Origin of the sequence: Paucibacter sp. M5-1 (assembly GCF_027498415.2) — a bacterium.
GTDB lineage: Bacteria > Pseudomonadota > Gammaproteobacteria > Burkholderiales > Burkholderiaceae_C > Roseateles_E.
This window is the reverse complement of sequence record NZ_JAPZLM020000001.1, coordinates 4,858,091-4,879,429: the sequence shown is the minus strand read 5'-3', so window position 1 is coordinate 4,879,429 and position 21,339 is coordinate 4,858,091. Positions and strand designations below refer to the sequence as shown.

The 21,339-nt window shown below is 68.8% G+C and carries 16 protein-coding genes; 9 read left to right on the top strand and 7 right to left on the bottom strand.

What is annotated here, in order from left to right; translation table 11 throughout:
* Nucleotides 1-8: 8 nt before the first annotated feature.
* The 7 genes from O5M90_RS23175 to O5M90_RS23145 form a co-directional block, all read right to left on the bottom strand.
* Nucleotides 9-1,040 carry a GGDEF domain-containing protein gene (locus O5M90_RS23175; protein WP_137943163.1) on the bottom strand — a complete coding sequence of 344 codons (1,032 nt, stop codon included), beginning with the start codon at nt 1,038-1,040 and terminating at the stop codon, nt 9-11.
* An 86-nt stretch (nt 1,041-1,126) separates the two neighbouring features.
* Nucleotides 1,127-6,940 (bottom strand): hybrid sensor histidine kinase/response regulator, encoded by a 5,814-nt coding sequence (locus O5M90_RS23170; RefSeq protein ID WP_269837924.1) that lies wholly within the window; start codon nt 6,938-6,940, stop codon nt 1,127-1,129.
* A gap of 39 nt (nt 6,941-6,979) precedes the next feature.
* Complete coding sequence (locus O5M90_RS23165) at nt 6,980-9,247, bottom strand: methyl-accepting chemotaxis protein (RefSeq protein ID WP_269837925.1); 2,268 nt, start codon at nt 9,245-9,247, stop codon at nt 6,980-6,982.
* Nucleotides 9,248-9,296: 49 nt separating this feature from the next.
* Nucleotides 9,297-9,818, bottom strand: a complete 522-nt coding sequence (locus tag O5M90_RS23160) for a chemotaxis protein CheW (RefSeq protein WP_137943166.1) — start codon at nt 9,816-9,818, stop codon at nt 9,297-9,299.
* A 6-nt stretch (nt 9,819-9,824) separates the two neighbouring features.
* Nucleotides 9,825-10,190: a response regulator gene (locus O5M90_RS23155; protein ID WP_137943167.1), complete on the bottom strand. Its 366-nt coding sequence runs from the start codon at nt 10,188-10,190 to the stop codon at nt 9,825-9,827.
* Between the two features lie 49 nt (nt 10,191-10,239).
* Nucleotides 10,240-10,623 (bottom strand): response regulator, encoded by a 384-nt coding sequence (locus O5M90_RS23150; protein WP_137943168.1) that lies wholly within the window; start codon nt 10,621-10,623, stop codon nt 10,240-10,242.
* Between the two features lie 61 nt (nt 10,624-10,684).
* A complete protein-coding gene (locus tag O5M90_RS23145) occupies nt 10,685-10,837 on the bottom strand; it encodes a rubredoxin (protein ID WP_137943183.1) in 153 nt (50 codons plus the stop codon).
* A gap of 184 nt (nt 10,838-11,021) precedes the next feature.
* On the opposite strand from O5M90_RS23145, the gene thiD reads away from it, so the two are divergent.
* The 9 genes from thiD to O5M90_RS23100 all read left to right on the top strand — a co-directional run bounded on the left by thiD (nt 11,022) and on the right by O5M90_RS23100 (nt 21,339).
* Complete coding sequence (gene thiD / locus O5M90_RS23140; protein ID WP_262971210.1) at nt 11,022-11,972, top strand: bifunctional hydroxymethylpyrimidine kinase/phosphomethylpyrimidine kinase; 951 nt, start codon at nt 11,022-11,024, stop codon at nt 11,970-11,972.
* A gap of 30 nt (nt 11,973-12,002) precedes the next feature.
* Nucleotides 12,003-13,289, top strand: a complete 1,287-nt coding sequence (gene hemL, locus O5M90_RS23135; protein ID WP_269837926.1) for a glutamate-1-semialdehyde 2,1-aminomutase — start codon at nt 12,003-12,005, stop codon at nt 13,287-13,289.
* Nucleotides 13,290-13,299: 10 nt separating this feature from the next.
* Complete coding sequence (locus O5M90_RS23130; protein WP_262971212.1) at nt 13,300-13,953, top strand: HAD family hydrolase; 654 nt, start codon at nt 13,300-13,302, stop codon at nt 13,951-13,953.
* Between the two features lies 1 nt (nt 13,954).
* Nucleotides 13,955-15,337, top strand: a complete 1,383-nt coding sequence (gene mpl, locus O5M90_RS23125) for a UDP-N-acetylmuramate:L-alanyl-gamma-D-glutamyl-meso-diaminopimelate ligase (RefSeq protein WP_262971213.1) — start codon at nt 13,955-13,957, stop codon at nt 15,335-15,337.
* Nucleotides 15,338-15,401: 64 nt separating this feature from the next.
* Complete coding sequence (locus O5M90_RS23120) at nt 15,402-16,478, top strand: AI-2E family transporter (protein WP_137941628.1); 1,077 nt, start codon at nt 15,402-15,404, stop codon at nt 16,476-16,478.
* A 130-nt stretch (nt 16,479-16,608) separates the two neighbouring features.
* A complete protein-coding gene (locus tag O5M90_RS23115; protein ID WP_269837927.1) occupies nt 16,609-18,018 on the top strand; it encodes a coniferyl aldehyde dehydrogenase in 1,410 nt (469 codons plus the stop codon).
* 11 nt (nt 18,019-18,029) lie between these two features.
* Nucleotides 18,030-19,673 carry a GMC family oxidoreductase gene (locus O5M90_RS23110; protein ID WP_269837928.1) on the top strand — a complete coding sequence of 548 codons (1,644 nt, stop codon included), beginning with the start codon at nt 18,030-18,032 and terminating at the stop codon, nt 19,671-19,673.
* Nucleotides 19,674-19,729: 56 nt separating this feature from the next.
* Complete coding sequence (locus O5M90_RS23105) at nt 19,730-20,359, top strand: lysophospholipid acyltransferase family protein (RefSeq protein WP_137941626.1); 630 nt, start codon at nt 19,730-19,732, stop codon at nt 20,357-20,359.
* On the top strand, nt 20,359-21,339 hold the full coding sequence (locus O5M90_RS23100) for a phosphatidate cytidylyltransferase (protein WP_269837929.1): 981 nt from the start codon (nt 20,359-20,361) through the stop codon (nt 21,337-21,339). The genes O5M90_RS23105 and O5M90_RS23100 overlap by 1 nt, the downstream gene beginning before the upstream one ends.

The window sequence follows — 21,339 nt, the reverse complement described above, 5'->3', positions numbered from 1 at the left end:
GCGCCGGCTCAGAACAGCTCGACCGCGCTGAGCTTGGCCGGCTCCTGCATCAGCCCCATGGCCAGCAGGGCCGCATGGCTTTGCACCTGGTTGCGGCCGGCGCTCTTGGCGTGATAGACGGCGCGGTCGGCGCGCTCGAAGGCGCTGGCCGGCGAGTCCTCGGGGCGCACCGGCGTGAAGCCGATGCTGACGGTGATGCGGCCGACCTGCGGAAACTGGTAGGCCTCGGTATTCAGGCGCAGGCGCTCGAAGGCCTGGGCCGCGTCGAGCTCGTCGGTGCAGCGCATCAGCACGACGAACTCCTCGCCGCCGAAGCGGTAGAGCAGGTCGTGGAAACGGAAGCTGTTGCGCATCAGGCGCGACAGCAGCAGCAGCACCTCGTCGCCGATCAGGTGGCCGAAGTTGTCGTTGACGCGCTTGAAATGGTCGATGTCGATCACGCCCAGCCAGTAGCTGGGGCGCTGGCCCTCGTGGCGGCGGCCGTCGTCGGCCTGCTCGATGGCGCTGGCCGGCGAGCCGTTGCCGACGGCCTTCAGAAAGCTCTCGTCAAAAGTCTTGCGGTTCAGCAGGCCGGTCAGCGTGTCGCGCTCGCTGTAGTCCAGCAGGCCCTGGAAGTTGTGATAGATGCGCAGGATGCTGCCGACCAGGCGCTGATCCGAGTTCTTCAGCTTCTCGCGCGACTCGATCTCCAGCACCCCGACCACCTCGCGCTCGGTGGCGATCGGGAACAGGGTCAGCCAGTGCTCGCCCTCGCGGCGTTGCAGCACATGGCGCTCGTGCATGCAGTCCAGCCGGTCGGGGTGGGACTGGGCGCTGGGCAGGCGCTCGGCCCAGACCGAGTCGGCGCTGGCCACCGCCGCGTCGCCGACCAGGCGCGCGCGCGTTAGCCAGCGCTCCTGCCCGGCCTCGCCGACCAGCCGGAAGATCGCCACCGACAGCGGTTCGACCAGATCGCGCAGGGCCGAGACCAGGGTCACGTCCATCACGTCACGATCCCTGAATCCGGTCAACTCGGCAAGATGCTCAACGACTTCAGACATGGCGCCCGACTTAGACACGAACAAGGCGCCACGACGGGCGCCTTGCCTTGTTCCATGATGCCCCGGATCTGGTCCAGGATCGGCTTCTATTGCGTCACCGCAATTTGCGACGAAGTGTATCTGCCTATCAGATCCAAAAGCAGCTCTTCGTCATAGGGCTTGCCCAGGTAGTGGTCGACCCCCAGCTCCTGTGCGTAATCCTTGTGCTTCTGAGCGATGCGCGAGGTGATCATGATCACCGGCAGCCCGGCCAGGCGCGCGTCGGCACGCATATTGCGCACCAGATCGAAGCCGTCCATGCGCGGCATCTCGATGTCGGACAGCACCACCGCCGGCAGCTCGTCGCCGGACAGTTTTTCCATCGCATCCATGCCGTCCTTGGCCAGCTGCACCCGGTAGCCCTCACGCTCCAGCAGGCGCTGGGTGACGCGACGCACGGTCAGCGAGTCGTCCACCACCAGCACCAGCGGCGCCAGCACCTCGGGAGCGTCCAGCGGCGAGGCCGCGCTAACGGCCGCCTGCTGCGCATGGCTTTGCGCCGCCGGGCCGTACCAATGGGCCAGCGCCACCGGGTTGTAGATCAGGGCCACATCGCCGGAGGCCAGCAGGCTGATGCCGGCCAGGCCCGGCACGCCGCTGAGCTGCGGGCCGAGGTTCTTGATCACCACTTCCTGGTTGCCCAGCACCTCGTCGACATGCAGGGCCAGGCGCTGGTGCGCGCTCTTGATGAAGATCACCGGCAGGGTTCGGCCCAACAGCACGCCGCGGCCGCTGTGCTTCATCAGGCCGCCCAGCCAGTAGAAGGGCAGCGTCGTATCGCCGTGCTGCAGACTGGCGCTGTCGTAGGCCTGCTCGATCTTGTCCAGCGGCAGACGCTGCACCGATTCCATCAGCGCGGCCGGCACCGCGACCTTGTGCTCGCCATAGCGCAGCAGCACCACCTGGGTCAGCGCCGTCGTCAGCGGCACGCGCAGATCGAAGCCCGCGCCCTGGCCCGGTGTCGAATGGATGTCGACATAGCCGCCCAGCGTGCTGACCTCGGCCCGCACCACGTCCATGCCGACGCCACGGCCGGCCAGCTCGGTGACCTCGCTGGCGGTCGAGAAGCCCGGCGCGAAGATCAGCTCCATCAGCGCGCTGTCTTCCAGCTCGGCCCCTTGGGCGATCAGGCCCAGCATCTCGCCGCGCTCGCGGATGCGCGCGAGGTTCAGGCCGGCGCCGTCATCGCTGAAGGCCAGCAGCACCTCGTTGCCCTCCTGGGCCAGGCGCAGCGTGATCGTGCCGCTCTCGGGCTTGCCGGCGGCGACGCGCGCCTCGGGCGTCTCGATGCCGTGGCTGAGGCTGTTGCGCAGCAGGTGCTCGAAGGCACCGGTCAGGCGCTCCAGCACGCTGCGGTCCAGTTCGATATGGCCGCCGACGATGGTCAGCGTGGCCTGTTTGCCCGAATCGCGCGCCGCCTGGCGCACGACACGGTGCAGACGTTCGGCCAGGCTGGCATCGAACTCGACCATGCGGGTGCGCAGCAGATCGTCCTGCAGCTCACGCGTCAGCCGCGACTGTCCGGCCAGCTCATCCTCGCCGAGCTGCACATTGCGCTGCAAGGAGCGCTGCACGGTGGCCACGTCGTTGACCGACTCCGCCAGCATGCGGGTCAATTCCTGGAAGCGGGTGTAGCGGTCGAACTCGAGCGGATCGAAGTCGCGCCCGGCCAGCTTGGCCGCCTCCTGCTGCGAGCCCATCTGGCCCTCGGCCTGCACCTCCAGTTCGCGCAGCTGGCTGCGCAGACGATCCAGGTTGTCGTCCAGATCGAGCAGCGCGCTCTTCATCTGGGCCAGCTCGGACTCCAGACGTGCGCGCCGGATGCTGACCTCGCCGGCCTGGGTGGCCATGCGCTCCAGCAGCGCGCCACGCACCCGCACCAGCGGCTGGGCCGACACGGCGGCGGCCTCCTCGGCCCCGGCCTGCTGGCCCCGACCAAAGCGCGACCAGTCGATCTGCGGGCCGGCATCGAGCGTCAGCGGCTCCTCGGCCACCACCACGGCATCGTCCTCGACCACGGCAGCCACGGGAACCACGACGGCCGGCTCGGCTTCCGGCTCGGCTTCCGGCGCGGGCACCGGAGCCTGCGCCTCGGCAGGCCCTTGCTTGAGCCGGCGGCGCAGCTGCTCGAAGCTGGCTTCCAGCGCATCGGCCTGCGACTGCAGCTCACGCAGATCGCCGCCGTCCAATTCGGACTGGCCCAGCAGGGCCTCGACGCTGGACTCCAGCTTGTGGGCCTGTTCGCCCAGCCCCATCGCGCCGCTCAGGCGCGCGCCGCCCTTGAAGGTGTGCAGCGAGCGCATGCAGGCATCGGCCCGGGCGCGGCTTTGCGGGCTGGCCAGCCAGTCGCGCAGGCTGGCATGCAGCTGCTCCAGCAGATCCTGGGCCTCTTCCTCGAAGATCGGGAACAGCTCGGCATCGATGTCGTCGGGCTGTCCGCCGACAAAGCCGGCCGCGTCCTTGGCGGCCAGCTCGGCCCGGGCCGCGAAGTCCTGCGGCGGCTCCAAGCCCATGACCCCGGAGTCGACCAGCTCGACCGGTGCCGGCTGATAGTCGTGCAGACGCGCCAGCAGATCGCCTTCGACCGTCTTCAGGAAACCGGCGGCGAACTGATGCAGCAGGCGCCGCAACTCGTCGGCCGCGCCGACGAAGAGCTCGGCATCCCGCGCCTCGTAGGAGCCCGCCTGGGCGGCGCGGCCCAGCGCATGCTCCAGCGCGCGCGCCAGCGCCGACAGGTCCTCGAAGCCCACGGTGGCCGCATTGCCGGCCAGCGCATGGGCCAGCGCCTCGGCGTCGGCCGGCACCGGCACGGCCAGCTCCAGCGCCCATTCGGCCAGGACCGTCGAGAGCCGGCGCGACAGCTCGTCGGCCTCGTTGAGGAAGATATTGAACAGTGTGATGCTGATGCGCAGCGGACCGATGACCTTGACGCTGTCTTCTGCCTCCGCCTCGATCTCTTCGATAGGCTCGGGCAGGGCAGGCGGCACCGGGGGCGGCACCAGCTCCAGCAGCGGCGCCGCCGCGGAATGCAGCAGCGGCTCGACCTCGGGCTCGGGCTCGCCCAGATCCAGGCGCAGCTCGAACTCGGGCAGCTCGATGGTCGGCGCGGCGCTCGGCGCGGTCGGCGGCAGCAGATCCAGCACAAAGCCGGCATCGTCGGCGACCACCTCGGGCACGGGCAGGGCCTCCTGCTCGGGCAAGGGTTCCGGTTCCGGTTCCGGTTCCGGTTCCGGTTCCGGTTCCGGTCCCGGTCCCGGTTCCGGTTCCGGCTCGACAGCCTGAGCCAGCTCCGGCTCGGCCGGCAACTCGGGCTCGCTGCTCAGCGGCACCGCCCCCGAGCTCGGCCAATCCAGCGGCAGCACGCGGCCTTCCAGGCGCAGCGCATCGGCGCTGTTGCGCAGCCCGTCGGGCTGGTGCGGGCCGGGCCGGCGGCTGGTGATCGCTTCGCACCAGTCGGCCAGATAGTCCAGCGCCTCGGCGGTGAAGGCCAGCAGCGCCGGGTCGGCGCCGGTCTGCTCGCCGATGCGGGTGTTGTAGAGCTGTTCGCAGGCCCAGGCACCTTCGCCGAAGGCGTTCAGCCCGACCATGCGCGAGCTGCCCTTGAGCGTGTGGAAGGCCCGTCGCACCGTGGTCAGCTGCTCGACATCGTGGTGGTCCTGCTCCAGCAGCGCCAAGGCCTCGCGGGCATTGGCGATCACCTCCTCGGCTTCCTCCAGGAAGATGGGCAGCATGTCCTCGTCGAGCTGCGGTGACGCGCTGACCGGCGCGGCGACCGGCACGGCGGCCGGCGCATGCGCTTCGAGGAACTGGTTGAGCGATTGCGCGGCCTGGGCCAGCGCGGTGTCGAGCTCTTCGTCCGCCACCGGGGCCAGGTCTTGCGCCGACGGGTCAAGCGGCAGCGGCAGGGTCGGCAGGGCCTCGTCGAGCAGGCGCTGGGCCGATTGCGCCGCATGGGCCAGGCCCGGTTCGTCGGCGGCGCGGGCCTGCTGCGACAGCCGCTCGAGATCGCGCGCCAGCTCCTCGGCCGGACGCTCGCCATCGGCGGCAGCCTGGGCCGCCGCCTGCACCTGGCTCAGCAGGCTGGGTTCCGCAGCGCTGTCCAGCGGCGGCAGGCTCACCGCATCGCTGCGCCGGCCCATCACCGCGTCGAGCCGGCCGGTGGCCTCGTCGAAATGGAACATGCGCTTGGCCAGCTGGGGCTGGACGCTGAGCATGTCGATCATGAATCCCAGCGCGCCCAGATTGTTGGCCAGGCGCTCGAACAGCTCGCGCGGGCCGGCCAGCTCGGGATCGACCTCGGTATTGGCCAGCGCATCGACCTCGTCGCGCATGCGCACGGTGGCCTGGGCCGCCTGGTCCAGGCCCAGCACGGTCAGCACGCCCCGCATGGTCTGCAGCTGGCCCGGCACCGGGATCAGCACCTGGCGCTGGCTCGGATTGCGGAAGTACTCGTCGGCCAGGCGCTCGACCTCGGACAGGCTGGCGCGCAACTCGTGCACGACGCTGCCCAGGGTCTGGCGATCCGAGACGCGGCGGTACAGATCCTCCATCCAGGCTTCCAGCGGCGCCGGCGGTTCGCCATGCGAGACCGCCTCGACCCGCTGCGCCAGCCGGCGCACGCGCTCGGCCTGCTCCGGCTGGTCGAAGGCCGCATCGTCCAACGCCGCCTCGACGTAGAGCAGGCCGGTGGCCACTTCCATCGCCAGATCGGGCTTGGGCGGCTGGTTCGAGCGCAGCGTCGCAACGACCGCGCGCTGCAGCGTCTCGCCCAGCACCTCGCCGCTGGGGAAGAGTCGGCCCAGCGATTCGTTCAGGCCGGCGAACTGTTCGTCCAGGCCGGCCAGACGGTGGGTCTCACCCTCGGCCGCCGAGGACCAGCTTTCCTTGGCCTGGCTGACACGCCGGCGCGCCTGCGAGACCCAGGCCGGGTCGATGCGGCCCAGCGAGTCGTCCTCGTAATTGCCGCCGGACTCCTCGCCCAGGCCATAGACCTCGCGCACCGCCATCAGCCGCGCTGCGGCGGGGTCGGGGCGCGCCTGGGCGCAGAAGAACAGCAGGTCATGGGCCAGGCGCTGCGAGGCCGCCGCGCCGCCGGCACGCAGCTGCGACAACAGGCGCGAGCCCAGCCGCTTGGCATAGGTATCGGGGCTCAGCAGACCCAGGGCCTGGGCCTGGTACTGGGCCGCCGCCAACTGCCACAAGGTGCGCGCCTGCGCGCCGGCCAGTCCGGCTGCCAATCCGGCGCACAGATCGCTGAGCAGGCCCGCATGCTCGGGCCGCGGTGAGCGCATCTGCTTGAGCAGGCTGGCCTCGAAGGCGCGGCGCACGGCCTCCGGCGCCAGCGGCTTGGCCACCGGGTCGACCGGCAGATCGCGCCAGGCGAACTCCTGCGGCCACAGATCGGCCGGGTGGATGCGCTCGGCGCCGTTGAGCGTCTGCAGCTCGCGGTAAGGCGGGAACAGCGCCAGGCTGGAGGTCTTGTTGCCGGCCAGCAGGCGGGCCACAAAAGACAGCAGCGCAAAGTCGGCGCGCTCGATGATCTCGACCGTCGCCAGATCGATGTTCAGCGGCTGCTGGGCCAGCTTCTGCACCGCCGTCTCGGCGGCGCGCAGCACCGTCGCGCCACCGGGCAGGCCCACCAGCACCAGCACGCCGGCGACCTGGTGCAGCTGGGCGGCGGCCGCCAGCAGCGGCGGGCTGGCCGGCGCGTCGATGCCCAGCACCGAGGCCCGGCCATCGGCCTCGCGCAGGAAACGGCGCAGCGTCTTGTGAACCGACTCCAGCGAGCGGCGCAGCTCTTCCTGCACCCAGGCCAGCGGGCTGAGATCGGGCGGAAACTCGGAATCGCGCGGGAGGTCCATGCTTGCCTTGTCGTCTATGCTGGGGCGGCGCTCAGGCGCTCAACCAATCTTGAAGCGGGACACCGAAGCGCGCAGGGCCTCGGCCGACCGCGACAGCTCATGCACCATCTGGGCGGTCGAGCGCGTGCCCTCGCCGGTCTGTTCGGTCACGGCAAAAATGTGCTGGATATTGGCGGCCACCTCGTTGGCAGCACGGGCCTCGCTGAGCGCCTGCGTCGAGATCTGCGCGATCAGCTGGTCCAGGCGGCGCGACACCGTGTCGATCTCTTCCAGTGCCGAGCCGGCCGCATCCGACAGCTTCGTCCCCTGCACCACACCGACGGTGGAACGCTCCATCGCGGCCACCGCATCCTGAGTGTCGGTCTGAATCGTCTTGACCAGCGCGGCAATCCGGCGCGTCGCGTCGCCGGAGCGCTCGGCCAGGCGCTGCACTTCCTCGGCCACCACCGAGAAGCCGCGACCGGCCTCGCCGGCCGAGGCGGCCTGGATCGCGGCGTTCAGCGCCAGCACATTGGTTTGCTCGGTAATGTCAGAGATCAGCTCGGTGATCTCGCCGATCTCCTGCGAGCTTTCGCCCAGGCGCTTGATGCGCTTGGAGGTTTCCTGGATGGACTCGCGGATCGAGTTCATGCCGCCGATATTGTTCTGCACCGCCTCGCGGCCGGTCTCGGCCGCCTGGCGCGACTGGCGCGCCACCTCGGCGGTCTGCTGGGCCTGGGCGCTCACCTCATTGATGCGGCCGGCCATCTGCAGCACGGCCTCGCCGGTGGCGCGGATCTCGTGCAGCTGTTCGGTCGAGGCGGCCAGCAGCTCGGTCGAGGTCTGGTCGACCTGGCCGGTGGTGTCGGTCACGCGGGCGGCCGTGCTCTGCACCTGGCTGACCAGGCTGCGCAGCTCTTCCACCGTGTAGTTCACCGAGTCGGCGATCGCGCCGGTGATGTCCTCGGTCACAGTGGCCTGCTGGGTCAGATCGCCCTCGGCCACCGCCTGCAGCTCGTTCATCAAACGCAAAATCGCCGCCTGGTTGGCATCGTTGACGCGCTTGGCTTCCTGTTCCTGGGCCTCGGCTTCGCGCTTCTGCGCCTCGGCCATCGCCGCACGCTGGGCCTGGCCGGACACATAAAGCCGCAGGAAACCGAGCGCACCGACCACCAGCGCGGCCAGCGAGGCCAGCAGCAGCAGGCCGCTCCACCAGGTGATGCCGCCACCGCCCTCGAGCTCGGCGGCGATCTGCTCCAGGCTGCGGCGCACCGGCTCGCTGTCGGCAAGGATGCTGGACTGGGCCTCACGGGCCGACACCAGGCCCTGCAGATTCGACAGAATCGCGGCCGCCTGGGTGCGGGTGTCCTCGTACTGCTTGAGCAGGGTGTTCAGACGTTCGCGCAGCTCCGGGTCGCGCGCGCCGGGCAGGCGCAGCTCGGGGTTGCCCTTGAGCAGGCCTTCGGTGATTTCCTTGAAGGTGTTCAAGTCCTTGCCGAGCAGGAATACCGCCTCGGGGCTGACGCCTTCCTGGGTCAGGAACTCGTTGGCGCTCTTGCCGATGCGCTGGGTCAGCATCACCAGCTGGCCCACGGCCGAGATCTCGCCCAGCGAGGCGCCCTGCTGCAGCGACAGCGAGGCGACGGCCTCGGCGCTCTCCAGCAGGTCGGAACTCTGGCGGTTGATGCTGCGCAAGGCCTGGCCCACCTGGGTCAGCACCTTCTCCTGGGCCAGCACCACCTTGCCGTTCTTGTCGGCGCGGGTGATCAGCGGCTCAACCTCGTCCAGTCCTTGCTGGACCGCCGCCTGGCCCTGCGCGCCCTCGCGCAGCTGGGGCACGATGCCAGTCAGCACGCCGACGCTCTCGCGCAGCTCGCCGAAGGCCGCCGCATTGCCGACCAGGGCCGAGGACACCGACTTGGCCATGCGCTGCGACTGCATCAGCGCCTGGCCGGTGGCGCGCACCTGGGCCGAGGTGCGGTTGGCGTTGACCAGGATCAGGCTGACGCTGGCCGTCGTGCCGATCAGGCCGAAAGCCACCAGGGCCGTCAGCAGCGCCTGGCGCCCGCTCTTGGCCGCCGGGGCGAAGGCCGCCGCCGCGCCGCCTTCGGCCGCGACGGTGCTGGCAAAGGCGCTGCTGGTCTCGGGGAACTCGGTGCCGGCCAGCTCGGTCGGCACGGCCTCGGAAATGATGGAGGACTCGGAGCGCGGCGGCTCGCTGAGTGGCCCGCTGAGCGTGCCCAGAGGCATGGCGGCCGAGTGCGAAGACCCGGCGGACGTGGCGTCCTCGGTCTTGCCCAGATTCTTGATCTTGTCCAGGAAGCTCATCTCACCCTCGTGAAGTCGGTGGTTGACAGCGGCCGCTCAGGCGACACGCTCAGGCCACAATCCGAAGAAACTGCTCGTGTCTGGCCAGCGCTTCCAGGTCTATCACCTGCCAGCGACGGCCCTCTTGATCGCGCATCACCGCGCCCGCAAAACGCGGCCGCGGCGTCGCGGCGTCGGGCGTCTCGGCCTGCATCGCGCCGCGCAGGCCCAGCAGGCGGTCGACCATCAGCGCGCAGTTGATGCCCAGATCGGGGTTGATCGCGATCAGCCGCGCCCCTTCCGAGCGGGTCACCGCCGCCGCTTCGCGCAGGCCCAGAAAGGCCGCCAGATCGACCACCGTGTGCAGGCCGCCGCGCAGATTGGCCACGCCCAGCAGCCAGGGCTGGGCATAGGGCACGGTCTGCAGCGGCACCGGCGTGAAGATCTCGGAGGCCTGCAGCAGCGAGAACAGCAGCGGCGTGCCGGCACACTCGACCGCCAGCCAGCTCGCCTGCTGCGGCTGCTCGCGCGCGGCCTGCATGCGCTGCGCGAGGCGTTGCTGGAGTTCGCGCAGGGCTTGCTTATTGCTCATACGCGCTCAGCCGAGTGCTTTGATCTTGGCCAGCAATTCCTCTGACTTGACCGGCTTGACCACATAGTCACGCGCGCCCTGGCGCATGCCCCAGACCTTGTCGGTCTCCTGATTCTTGCTGGTGCACATGATCACCGGCACATCGGCGAAACGCTCGTCGCGGGTGATCGCACGGGTCAGCTGGAAGCCGTTCTGACCCGGCATCACGACATCCATCAGGATCAGATCGGGTTTTTCCTCGGCCAGGCGCTTCATCGCCTCCTCGCCGTTCTCGGCGGTGCGCACCTCGTAACCGCGCTTGAGCAGCATCTCGCTGAGATGGTGCAACTCGGTCTTGGAATCATCCACCAGCAATATCTTCTGGATAGGCATCTCGTGCTCCTCGCGCTGCCTCTAAAGGGCATCCCTGTGGATTGAAGATTCAGCCGGCGCGACGGTGCTGCTGCACCGCCTGCAAAAGCTGATCCTTGGTGAAGGGTTTGGTCAGATAGTCTTGCGAGCCCACCATGCGGCCCCGCGCCTTGTCGAACAGGCCGTCCTTGCTCGACAGCATGATGACGGGCACGCCGGCAAACAAGGGGTTGCGCTTGATAATGGCACAGGTCTGGTAGCCATCCAGGCGCGGCATCAGGATGTCGCAGAACACCAGATCGGGCTGGTAGTCGCTGAGCTTGGACAGCGCGTCAAAGCCATCTTCCGCCAGCACCACCTGGTGGCCAGCCTGCTTCAGAAAAATCTCGGCGCTGCGGCGTATCGTGTTGCTGTCATCGATGACCAGCACCTTGGAGATAACGCCCGCGCTCATGCCTGCCGGTGCCTGCGAGTCCAATGGAATTCTCCTAAAGCGAGGCCATGCCGTCGATCAATCAGATACGCACCATCTCGAAGTCTTCTTTGCGAGCGCCGCATTCGGGGCAGGTCCAATTCATGTCCACATCGGCCCACGCGGTGCCCGGCGCGATGCCATGCTCCGGATCGCCGGTGGCTTCGTCATAGATCCAGCCACAGATCAGGCACATCCAGGTACTTGCTTCGGTCACGGTGGGATCGCTTGCTCACTACAATGCGAAGATTGTAGCCAGCCCGACTTTGCCCCCCATGGGCAGAGTAGGCACGGATGCAACAGCCATTTCGATGCTTAGCGGTGCTTAGTCACGCATTGTTTGGGTCCCTGGTAACAGGACCTTTCATCCCTTCCTGACCATGAGCACAGCAGACTTCCCCACCGACCCCGCCCTGCCCCCCGAAGAGCAAGAATCCCCCGCCCCGGCCTGCGTGATGAGCTTTAACGCCAGCGAGCCCAGCGGGGCCAGCGGCCTGGCCGGCGACATCGCCACCATCGCCGCGATGGGCGCGCATGCGCTGCCGGTCGTTACCGCCATCCTGCTGCGCGACACCGCCGAGGTGTTCGACCAGCATGTGCTGGACAGCGACACCGTGGTCGAGCAGGCGCGCAGCATCCTGGAGGACGTCACGATCACGGCCTGGAAGGTCGGCTTCCTCGGCAGCGCCGAGGGTGTCAGCGCGGTGGCCGAGGTCCTCAGTGATTACCCTGATGTTCCGCTGGTCGCCTATCTGCCCGCGATCTCCTGGCTGGACGAGGAGCAGCAGCAGAGCTATCTGGATGCCTTCCGCGAGCTGGTGCTGCCGCAGACCCATGTGCTGGTGGGCAACCACAAGACCCTGACCGATTTCCTGCTGCCCGACTGGGATGCCGACCGTCCGGCCTCGCCGCGCGAGCTGGCCGTCGCCGCCGGCCAGCATGGCGCCGAGCATGTGCTGGTGACCGGCATCACCCTGCCCAACCAGTTCATCGACAATGTGCTGGCCAATGCCCAGGGCCCGATCACCGGCGAGAAATTCGAGCGCTTCGAAGTCAATTTCATCGGCGCCGGCGACACCTTGTCGGCCGCCATCGCCGCGCTGCTGTCGGTCGGTGCCGAGGTGCACAGCGCCGTGGCCGAGGCCCTGTCCTTTCTGGACCAGTCGCTCGATGCCGGCTTCCGACCCGGCATGGGCAATGTGCTGCCGGACCGCTTCTTCTGGGCCTTGCCGCCCGAGGACGAGGACGGCGCCGAGGCAGCCCTGATCGACCCGCTGGAACCGCTGGTGGCCGACGAGCCCCCGGGCCGGCCGCCGCGCCGCATGCACTGAGCGCCTGCATTGACTCTGTCTTTCCCGATCATGACCACGAATCAAGACCTGTTCGAGCGCTCGCAGCGCGTCATCCCTGGCGGCGTCAACTCGCCGGTGCGCGCCTTCCGCGCCGTCGGCGGCACGCCGCGCTTCATCAAGCGCGGTGACGGCGCCTATATCGTCGATGCCGAGGGCAAGCGCTACATCGACTACATCGGCTCCTGGGGCCCGATGATCCTGGGCCACGGCCACCCGGCCGTGCTGGACGCGGTGCTGAGCGCGGCACGCGAGGGCTTCTCCTTCGGCGCGCCGACCGAGCGCGAGCTGGAGCTGGCCGAGGAGATCCTGAAGCTGGTGCCCAGCATGGAGCAGGTGCGCCTGGTCAGCTCCGGCACCGAGGCGACGATGAGCGCGATCCGGCTGGCGCGCGGCGCCACCGGCCGCAGCAAGTTCATCAAGTTCGAGGGTTGCTACCACGGCCACACCGACGCGCTGCTGGTCAAGGCGGGGTCGGGTCTTGCCACCTTCGGCCACCCAACCAGTGCCGGCGTGCCGGCCGAGGTGGCCCAGCACACGCTGGTGCTGGAGTACAACAACCTCGCCCAGCTCGAAGAGGCCTTCGCGCTGCACGGGCCCGAGCTGGCCTGTGTGATCGTCGAGCCGATTGCCGGCAATATGAACTTCGTGCGCGCCAGCGTCCCGTTCATGACCCGCATGCGTGAGCTGTGCTCGGCCCATGGCGCGCTGCTGGTGTTCGACGAGGTGATGACGGGCTTTCGCGTCGGCCTGGCCAGCGCCCAGGGCCACTACGCGGGTCTGATCCCCGGCTTCAAGCCCGATATCAGCGTGTTCGGCAAGGTCATCGGCGGCGGCATGCCGCTGGCCGCCTTTGGTGCCAGCCGCGACATCATGAAGCACCTCGCCCCCTTGGGCGGCGTCTATCAGGCCGGCACCTTGAGCGGCAACCCGGTCGCCACCGCCTGCGGCCTGGCCACGCTGCGCGAGATCCAGAAGCCCGGTTTCTTCGACGCGCTGAGCGCGCGCACCCGCAGCCTGGTCGATGGCCTGGTGGCCGTGGCGCGCGAGAACGGTGTGCCCTTCAGCGCCGATTGCCAGGGCGGCATGTTCGGCTTCTTCCTGATGACCGAGCTGCCGCAGAACTACGCCACCGTGATGACGACCGACAAGGAGCGCTTCAACCGCTTCTTCCACGGCATGCTCGATGCCGGCGTCTACCTGGCACCCGCGCTGTATGAAGCCGGCTTCGTCAGCGGCGCCCACAGCGCGGCCGATATCGAGGCCACGCTGGACGCCGCCCGCAGCGCCCTGCGCTGAAATGGCGCTCATGGCCCGCCGCTTCGATGCGGTGATCTTCGATATGGACGGTCTGCTGCTCGACTCCGAGCGACCGATCCGCGATGCCTGGCTGCGCCTGTCCTCGCTGACCGAGGCCGACTATCTGCTGACGGTCGGCCGCAACCGGCCGGACAGCCTGGCCGTGCTGACCGAGAAGCTGGGCAGCCTGGCGGAGGCCGAGCGCGTGTATGCGGCGGTCGATGCCGAGATCGCAGCGCAGTTCCAGGACCGCGGCTTCGAGCTCAAGCCCGGCGCGCTGGCCCTGCTGCAGCGGCTGCAGGGTCTGGGCGTGCCGCTGGCCGTGGCCTCGTCGACCCGCCATGCCAAGGTGCTGGACCGGCTCGACGCGGCCGGCATCCGCCCCTTCTTCGGCCCCATCCATGGCGGCGACCAGGTGGCGCGCGGCAAGCCGCATCCGGACCTGTTCGAGCTGGCCGCGCGCAGCCTTGGCATCCATCCTGCTAAGACCCTGGTGTTCGAGGATTCCAGCTACGGCGCCCAGGGGGCGCTGACGGCGGGCATGGGCGTGGTCCTGGTGCCCGACCTGAAGCAGCCCGACCCGGCTATCGCCCCGCAGTGCCTGGTGCTAGGCTCCCTGGACGAGGTCCTGCCCCGCCTGCCCTCCTGGTTTAGAGACAACTGATATGCATATCCACATCCTCGGCATCTGCGGCACCTTCATGGGCGGCCTGGCCGCGCTGGCCCGCGAGGCCGGCCACAAGGTGACCGGCTGCGATGCCAATGTCTACCCGCCGATGTCCGATCAGTTGCAGGCCTTGGGCATCGAGCTGATCCAGGGCTTTGGCGCCGATCAGCTGGCGCTCAAACCCGATCTCTTCGTGATCGGCAATGTCGTGACGCGCTCGTCGGAAGGCCGCTTCCCGCTGATGGAAGCCATCCTCGACGCCGGACTGCCCTACACCTCGGGCCCGCAATGGCTGGCCGAGCATGTCTTGCAGGGCCGCCATGTGCTGGCCGTGGCCGGCACCCATGGCAAGACCACGACCACCGCGATGCTGGCCTGGATTCTTGAGCAGACCGGGCTGGAGCCGGGCTTCCTGGTCGGCGGCGTGCCGCTGAATTTCGGCGTCTCGGCCCGGCTCGGCAAGGGCAAGCCTTTCGTCATCGAAGCCGACGAGTACGACACCGCCTTCTTCGACAAGCGCAGCAAGTTCGTCCACTACCGGCCGCGCACCGCGATCCTGAACAATCTCGAGCACGACCACGCCGACATCTTCCCCGACCTGGCCGCGATCGAGACCCAGTTCCACCACCTGGTGCGCACCGTACCGGCCAGCGGCCGCCTGGTCGTCAATGCCCGCGAGGACGCGCTCAAGCGCGTGCTCAGCCGCGGCTGCTGGAGCGAGGTGCAGCGCTTCGGTGCCCGCAAGGAAGAGCCCGGCGCGCTGCGCGCCCGTGGCGAGCCGCAGGCCTTCGACGTGCTGCGCGGCAGCCTGAAGGTCGCCAGAGTCGAATGGGCGCTGAGCGGCGAGCACAACCAGCTCAATGCGCTGGCCGCGATCGCCGCCGCCGAGCATCTGGCGGTGCCGCCCGAGCAGTCGGCCGCCGCGCTGGCCACGTTCCAGAACGTGCGTCGCCGGCTGGAGCTGCGCGGCGAGGCCCTCGTTGAAGGAGGCAGCGTCAAGGTCTACGACGACTTCGCCCACCACCCGACCGCCATCCACACCACGGTCAACGGCCTGCGCCGCCGTATCGCGCCCAGCGAGCGCATCCTGGCCGTGTTCGAGCCGCGCTCCAACACGATGAAGCTGGGCACGATGAAGGCCCAGCTGCCCTGGTCGCTGGAAGAGGCCGATATCAGCTTCTGCCACCAGGGCAGCGTCGACTGGGACGCCAAGGAAGTGTTGGCGACCATGGGCGCGCAGGCCCAGGTCTGTGCCGACATCGATGCGCTGGTGGCCGCCGTGGTCCAGGCCGCCAAGCCCGGCGATCATGTGCTGTGCATGAGCAATGGCGGCTTTGGAGGGATTCATGACAAGCTGCTGAAGGCGCTGGCGCGGCCCTGAACCGGCCGTCGGTTCACGGCTGCGGCGCTACCATGCGCCCATCTTTTCCGACCTGGAAGCTTCGATGCCGTCCCTGCCCCCCGATGACGCCCCCGCCCTGCACGACAAGACCTTTGTGCTGCTGCTGGTGCTGGTGACCCTGGCCTTTGGCTGGATCCTGCTGCCCTTTTACGGCGCGGTGCTGTGGGGCACGGCGATGGCCATCGTGTTCGCGCCGCTGTACCGGCGCCTGCTCAAGCCCGCCAAGGGACGGCGCACGCTGGCGGCGCTGGGCGCCATCTTCATCGTGCTGCTGCTGGTGATACTGCCGCTGGCCCTGATCACCCTGTCGCTGGTGCAGGAGGGCACGGCGCTGTATGCGAAGAGCAAGTCGGGTGAGTTCAACTTCACGACCTATGTGCAGCAGATCTATGCGGCGCTGCCGGCCTGGCTGACCCAGCTGCTGGACCGCTTCGGCCTGGGCAATCTCAACCTGCTGCAGGACAAGCTGGTCAGTGCGCTGAACCAGGGCAGCCAGCTGCTGGCGAGCAAGGCCCTGGGCTTCGGCCAGGACACCTTCGACTTCGTTGTCAGCTTCTTCATCATGCTCTACCTGATGTTCTTCGTGATGCGCGACGGCGAGCAGCTCTCGCGCCGCATCCGCGAAGCGCTGCCCCTGCGCGCCACCTACAAGCGCATGCTGGGCGAGAAGTTCACCACCGTGATCCGCGCCACGGTCAAGGGCAATATCGCGGTGGCCGCGCTGCAGGGTGCTTTGGGCGGCCTGGCCTTCTGGGTGCTGGACGTGCATGCGCCGGTGCTGTGGGCCGTGCTGATGGCCTTTCTGTCGCTGCTGCCGGCCGTTGGCGCCGGCCTGGTGTGGCTGCCGGTGGCGCTGTACTTCCTGGCCACCGGCAATATCGCGGCCGGCCTGGGCCTGATCGCCTATGGCGTGCTGGTGATCGGCCTGGTCGACAACCTGCTGCGGCCGCTGCTGGTCGGCAAGGACACCAAGATGCCCGACTACATCGTGCTGATCTCCACGCTGGGCGGCATGGCCGTGTTCGGGCTGAACGGCTTCGTGATCGGCCCGCTGATCGCGGCCATGTTCATGGCCGTCTGGGATATCGTCGCGACCGAGCGGCGCGGCCTGCACAACTAGCCGCCCCTGTCCCGCAGGCGACAGCGCGACGGGCTTTTCTGTAGAGCCCCGCCTCTATCCCAGGGCCTTCACGCTTGGCGGTGCGGGCCCTGGGGGTTAGCCTTGTGCCACAAGACACAAGGAGACCTCTTTGGACCACAGCCTCACCGAGCGCCTGCAGCTCTGCCTGGAGTTGCAGCGCAGCGCTTTCCGCGCCGAGCCCATGCCCAGCCTGGCCACCCGGCTGGACCGGGTCGAGCGCGTGCGGGCGATGACGCGCCGGCATGCGGACGAGCTGGTCGAGGCGATCTCGCGCGATTTCGGCCATCGCGCCCGCCAGGAGACCCTGCTGGCCGATGTGTTCACGGTGGAGTCGGCGGCCCAGCATGCCAAAGCTCATCTGCGCGGCTGGATGAAGTCCAAGCGCATGCCCACCGCCCTGCATTTCCTGCCTGGCAGCAATCGACTGATGCCGCAGCCTCTGGGAGTGGTGGGTGTGATCGCGCCCTGGAACTATCCCTATCAGCTGGCGTTGAGCCCGGCGCTGGCCGCGCTGGCGGCGGGCAACCGGGTGCTGATCAAGCCGTCGGAGCTGACACCGCTGACCTCGGCCCTGATGGCCCGCATCGTGGCCGAGCATTTCGCGCCCGAGGAAATGCAGGTGCTCTGCGGCGACGCGGCGCTGGCCAAGGTCTTCGCGGCCCTGCCCTTCGACCACCTGTTCTTCACCGGCTCCACCGCCGTGGGCCGGCTGGTGGCCCAGGCCGCTGCGCAAAACCTGACCCCGGTGACCTTGGAGCTGGGCGGCAAGTCGCCGGTCATCATCGATGCCAGCGCGGATCTGGAGCGTGTTGCCGAGCGGCTGGCCTTCGGCAAGCTGCTCAACGCCGGCCAGACCTGCATCGCGCCGGACTATGTGCTCGCGCCCAAGCCCATGGTCGAGCCGCTGGCCCAGGCACTGCAGCGGGCGATGCGCCGACTCTACCCAAGCATTGCCGGCAACCCCGACTACAGCAGCATCGCGACCGAGCGCCACCACGCCCGGCTGCAAGGCCTGCTCGACGACGCCCGCGCGCGCGGCGCCCGGCTGCTGCCCAGCCATGACGAGGCCCCCGAGGGCCGCAAGCTGGTGCCGCATCTGCTGCTGGACGTCAACGAGGAGATGGCGGTGATGCGCGAGGAGATCTTCGGCCCGCTGCTGCCCATCGTCGGCTGCGACGATGCCGGCGCCGCGATCACCCATGTGCAGCGCCACGAGCGACCGCTGGCGCTGTACTGGTTCGGCAGCGACACCGCAGCGCGTGAGCGGGTGCTGCGCGAAACCCATGCCGGCGGGGTCACCATCAACGACTGCATCTGGCATATCGGCCAGGAGGACCAGCCCTTTGGCGGCGTCGGCGCCAGCGGACAGGGCGCCTATCACGGCGTCTGGGGTTTCAACACCTTCAGCGCGCTCAAACCGGTGTTCACGCAACCGCGCTGGGCCGGCACCCGGCTGTTCTACCCGCCCTATGGCGCGACGTTCGAGCGTCTGCTGGGCTTGCTGAAGAAGATCGCATGAGCGGCGCGACGATGACAGCCGAACACGACTATCTGATCATCGGCGGCGGCTCGGCCGGCTGCGCGCTGGCCGGTCGGCTCAGCGAAGACCCGTCCTGCCGCGTCACCGTGCTGGAGGCCGGCGGCGCCGGCGACAGCTGGGTGGTCAAGACGCCGTTTGCCGGCGTGCTGCAGATCCCCAGCAAGCTCAACAACTGGGCTTTCGAGACCGTGCCCCAGGCCGGGCTGAACGGCCGGCGCGGCTACCAGCCGCGCGGCCGGGTGCTGGGCGGCTCCTCGGCCATCAATGCGATGGTCTATATCCGCGGCCACCGCAGCGACTACGACGCCTGGGCCGCCGCCGGCAACCCCGGCTGGAGCTTCGACGAGCTGCTGCCCTACTTCATCCGCTCCGAGAACAATACCCGGCTGGGTGCCCCCTGGCACGGCCAGGCCGGGCCGCTGCGCGTCGGTGATCTGCGCAGCGACAGCCCGCTGCATGCGGCCTGGCTGGAAGCCGCCCGCCACTGCGGCCATCCGGTGCTGGACGACTTCAATGCCGGCGAGATGGAAGGCCTGGGCGTCTACCAGGTGACCCAGCACGAAGGCGAGCGCTGGAGCGCCGCGCGCGGCTATCTGCACCCGCATCTGGGCAGCCGGCCTAATCTGCGGGTGCTCACCGGCGTGCGCGTGCTGCGCCTGCTGCTGGAGGGCCGGCGCGCGGTCGGCGTCGAGATCCTGCAGGACGGCCACAAGCGCGAGCTGCGCGCTGCACGCGAAGTGGTGCTGAGCGCCGGCGCGCTGCAATCACCCCAGCTGCTGATGCTCTCGGGCATCGGCGATGGCGCGGCGCTGCAGCGCCTGGGCCTGCCGGTGGCCCATCATCTGCCGGGTGTGGGCCGGAACCTGCACGACCACCCGGACTTTGTGTTCGGCTACCTCTCCGACAGCCTGGACACGGTGGGCATCTCGGCCAAGGGCGGCTGGCGCCTGCTCCAATCCATCGCCCGCTACCGGCGCGAACGCCGCGGCATGATCACGACCAATTTCGCCGAGTGCGGCGGTTTTCTGAGCACCCGGCCGGGCCTGCCGGCGCCGAATATGCAGCTGCATTTCGTCGTCGCCCTGGTGCAGGACCATGCGCGCAAGCTGGGCCTGGGCCACGGCCTGTCCTGCCATGTCTGCCTGCTGCGCCCGCACAGCCGCGGCACGCTGAGCCTGGCCAGCGCCGACCCGCTGGCCGCACCGCTGATCGACCCGGCTTTTTTGCAGCATCCGGACGATGTGCAGCAGCTGGTCGAGGGCTATCGACTGACCCGCACGCTGATGCGCGCACCCAGCCTGAAGGCCTTCTGGACCCATGAGGCCTGGACCCGCGAGGCCCAGACGGGCGATAGCGATGCCGAGATCGAGGCCTTGCTGCGCCAGCGCGTGGACACGGTCTACCACCCGGTGGGCAGCTGCCGCATGGGCCAGGATGCGCTGGCGGTGGTCGACGCGGAGCTGCGCGTGCACGGCATCGAGGGTCTGCGGGTGGTGGACGCCTCGGTGATGCCCCAGGTGATCAGCGGCAACACCAATGCACCGGCCATCGTGATCGGCGAGAAGGCGGCCGATCTGATGCGCGGCCGCAGCGCGACGATGCCTCAGGTACAGCACGATCTGGCGGCGGTCTGAGTACTGTCGGCGTGAGGCCGGCATGAGGTCGACATGAGGCCGGGGATAATCCCCGCATGTCATTGACCGAAGCGACGGGCCTGCTGCTGGCCTCCCTGGCGCGCCTGATCACCGGCGCCCAGGGCCACTGGAAGGGCTGTCCGCCCACTGCCGAGCAGCGCATCTATTTCGCCAACCATCAAAGCCACTTCGACTGGGTGCTGATCTGGGCCGCGCTGCCGGCCGAGCTCCGCGCCGGCACCCGGCCGATCGCGGCCCGCGACTACTGGACCTCCAGCAAGCTCAAGACCTGGCTGACCTCGGCGGTGTTCAACGCCATCTATGTGAGCCGCACCCGCACAACGCCCGATGAGGACCCGCTGGAGCCGCTGGTCGAGGCGCTGGGCAACGGCGACTCGCTGGTGATCTTTCCCGAGGGCACGCGCTCCAGCAAGGGCGAGCCGCAGGCCTTCAAGGCGGGGCTGTTCCATCTGGCCCAGCAGTTTCCGCAGGTGCAGCTGATACCGACCTGGATAGACAACGTCCAGCGCGTGATGCCCAAGGGCGAGATCGTGCCGGTGCCCATTCTGTGCACCGTGACCTTCGGCGAGCCGCTGCACCTGATGCCCGGAGAGGACAAGCGCGACTTCCTGGCCCGTGCCCGCGACGCCGTGCTGGCGCAGCGGCCCACACAGGAGCGTGCTTGATGAAAGCGCTGCGCCTGATGAACGCCGGGGACCAGATCGCGCTGCTGTTTCTGATTCTGTTCGGCTTGCTGGTGCTGATCACCGCCGGGGGGTTTCTCTATTCGCTGCGCAGCGCCGCGCGCAGCGAGGCGGCCGAGAACAACTGGCGCCAGTTCCGCCGCGACCTGAACGCCACCTGGGTCGGCTCGCTGCTGTTCTGGGCCGCCTGGGTCTCGGGGCCGCTCGGCGCCACCCTGCTGTTCGGCGTGCTGTCCTTTCTGGCGCTGCGCGAGTTCATCACGCTGATGCATACCCGGCGTGCCGACCACCGCAGCCTGATCCTGGCCTTCTTCGTGCTGCTGCCGCTGCAGTACACGCTGGTCGGCAACCGGCATTTCGATGTGTTCAGCGTGCTGATCCCGGTCTACGGCTTTCTGGCCATCCCGGTGGTCAGCGCGCTGGCCGACGACCCGCAGCGCTTTCTCGAACGCAATGCCAAGATCCAGTGGGGCATCATGGTCTGCGTCTACGGGCTCTCGCATGCGCCTGCCCTGCTGCTGCTGGACTTCAAGGGCTATGAAGGGCGCGGCGCCTTCCTGCTGTTCTTCCTGGTGATGGTGGTCGGTGTCGGCCAGATCGTCCAGGAGGTGGCCAGCCGCTCGCTGCGGCGCCGGCCGCTGGCGCGCCGCATCAGCCGCAGCTTCTCGCTGCGGGCCTGGTGGCTGGGCCTGCTGGCGGCGGCCGTTACCGGCACCCTGCTGTACTGGATCACCCCGTTCAAGGCCGGCCAGGCCCTGGTGATGGCGGTGATCGCGGCGGCCGCCGGCACCATGGGCGGCCTGGTGATGAAGGCGCTCAAGCGCGACGCCGGCGTGGTCTACTGGGGCAACCGCAGCTCCATCACCGGCGCGGTGGGCCTGCTGGACCGCATCGCGGTGCTGTGCTTCGCGGCCCCGGTGTTCTTCCATTCGGTGCGCTGGTACTTCAAGCTCAATCTCTGA